This is a genomic window from Ilumatobacter sp. (assembly GCF_041688325.1).
In the GTDB taxonomy this organism is placed as follows: Bacteria; Actinomycetota; Acidimicrobiia; order Acidimicrobiales; family Ilumatobacteraceae; genus Ilumatobacter_A.
Genome location: NZ_JBDNIJ010000262.1, coordinates 1 through 1,945 on the forward strand (window position 1 = coordinate 1; position 1,945 = coordinate 1,945).

Genomic DNA, 1,945 nt, shown 5'->3' on the forward strand with positions numbered 1-1,945 from the left:
CCAACGAACACCGGCACCGCAGCCCGCTTGCCGAGTGTCTCGCGTGCGTTCCAGAACCCGGGGTTCCGATCCCCGACTTCTCGCAGGTCGATTGTCGAACGGCGGCGTGCGACCAGGTTGGCAACAGGGATCGAACCGAGCCGATAACCGACCACAAAGACGAGAAGAACATCGAGGATGGTCGTGCTGAACGAACTCATTGCTGACAGCATGGCCGATGCATGGCCCGCATTGCATCGTTCCACCTGATTCGTGAGCGACGTGGCCGTGCTGTGTTCGCATTGGCACGTCTCGGGCTCGACCGGCCTGCGATGTCGCGGGTCGATGGCCTGCATTTCTGGCGGCTGATGGGGAGCGGCGAAGGCAACAACACCGGGCCGGGTGCCGACCTCCGACGGACGGCGCTCTTCGCAGTGTGGGAGAGCGAAGCCGACCTCGACAGGTTCATGTCATCGCATCGCATCCCCAAGCGGTGGCAGCGTGCTGCTGAGAGTTGGCACGTGCGATTGAAGGCGGTCGGAGGCCACGGCAAGTGGCGCGGCATGAATCCACTCGACGGCATGGAGCCGGGCGACAGGTCGGGCCCGATTGCGATCATCACCCGTGCCGACGTGCGCCGGCGCTCGTGGAAGGCCTTCGGCCAGGCAGGTGTCGAAGTCGATACCGAATTGCATACGGCACCCGGTTTGATCGATGTCGTCGGTGTTGGAGAGGCCCCAGTCGGACGGCTTGCGACGTTCAGCTTGTGGGAGTCGATGGGTGCGGCGCGAACCTACGCGTATTCGATGCCGAGGCATCAGCAGGTGGTCGAAGAGACCCGCAATGGCGACTGGTATGCCGAAGAGTTGTTCGCTCGATTCGAGCCCTACGGGTCGTCAGGGACTTGGGACGGTCGAGATCCACTCGAATGCCCGCGAGGCTGACCCGGCCTCGGCCGATATATTTGTGTCGTCCTTCTTGGCAACGAGTTGGAATTGCCCAGATAGCTCAGTTGGTAGAGCAACGCATTCGTAATGCGTAGGTCCCGAGTTCGACTCTCGGTCTGGGCTCCACGAAACACCTGCCAGATAGATGTTTCTCAGTGACTAAGAATCACTCTGGTGAGAGTCAACCAAGTTCTCACCAAGTTATTGCTGTGCGGTTTGCGCCGTGAAGGGCACACTGCGAGAGCGCCGCCCAGGCAACTGGGAGTTGATCGTTCAGCTGCCGCGCGACCCCACAAGCGGTCGCCAGAAGCAGTTGAGCCGCATCCACGTCGGAACCAAACGAGAAGCTCAGCGTGCGCTCTTGGCGCTCGTCGCCCAGGTTGCGGAGGGCAAGATCTTGTCGTCGTCGACCACGCTCAACGAGTTGCTCCTTCGATGGCTCAACCAGGTCGACAACCGACTCTCACCGACGACTGCTCGCGAGTACCGGCGAATCGTGAACCGGCGGATCGGGCCGGATCTCGGGAAGCTACGCCTCAGCAAAGTCATGACACAGCGAATCGATGCGTACTACGCAGCCCTCACCAGAGAGCACAAACTCTCGCCGGGAACCGTCCGCCACGTGCACGCGATCCTTCGCGGCTCACTCGGCCAGGCCGTGAAGTGGGGTTGGATTCCGGTCAACCAAGCCGTGAGTGCTTCGCGTCCGAAGTTGAGAACAAAGGAGAACACTCCCCCGTCGCTCGCCGAGACTCGCAAGCGCTTGGCGACGGCCGACGAGTACGACGTCGAGCTGGCCGCAAGATCTCGTTGGACGATGACACGATCACGACTTTTGAGGTCCAACGCGATCGGGTGAAGCATCGTGCGGAGGTGTGCGAGCTGCCGTTCAATCAGGACGGCTACGTGTTCACCACGACGGCCGACGGGTCAGACCCATGGCTTCTGGTCCAGACCCTGCTCGGGTCGCGAGCGCCTTCTCTCGCCAGAGCGTCAGCCGGCTTGTTCGGCTTGAGTGA

General features: G+C 61.8%; 3 protein-coding genes and 1 tRNA gene. 3 read left to right on the plus strand and 1 reads right to left on the minus strand.

Annotation, left to right across the window (positions count from 1 at the left end; translation table 11 throughout):
• Positions 1-200: glycerol-3-phosphate acyltransferase (locus ACH2EI_RS14390; protein ID WP_395160535.1), on the minus strand; the 200-nt coding region annotated here is incomplete at its 3' end.
• Positions 201-221: 21 nt separating this feature from the next.
• Between ACH2EI_RS14390 and ACH2EI_RS14395 the strand changes: the two genes are divergently transcribed.
• The 3 genes from ACH2EI_RS14395 (at position 222) to ACH2EI_RS14405 (ending at position 1,785) form a co-directional block, all read left to right on the plus strand.
• Entirely contained in the window at positions 222-923 is a 702-nt protein-coding gene (locus ACH2EI_RS14395) for a spheroidene monooxygenase (RefSeq protein ID WP_395160537.1), read from the plus strand.
• Between the two features lie 53 nt (positions 924-976).
• Positions 977-1,052: transfer RNA gene (locus tag ACH2EI_RS14400), tRNA-Thr, on the plus strand.
• A 97-nt stretch (positions 1,053-1,149) separates the two neighbouring features.
• Positions 1,150-1,785 (plus strand): hypothetical protein, encoded by a 636-nt coding sequence (locus ACH2EI_RS14405; protein WP_395160539.1) that lies wholly within the window; start codon positions 1,150-1,152, stop codon positions 1,783-1,785.
• Positions 1,786-1,945 lie beyond the last annotated feature (160 nt).

Bases quoted from the DNA above. Each gene is read 5' to 3' on its own strand.
- ACH2EI_RS14395 (WP_395160537.1), top strand. From the start codon at position 222: ATGGCCCGCATTGCATCGTTCCACCTGATTCGTGAGCGACGTGGCCGT.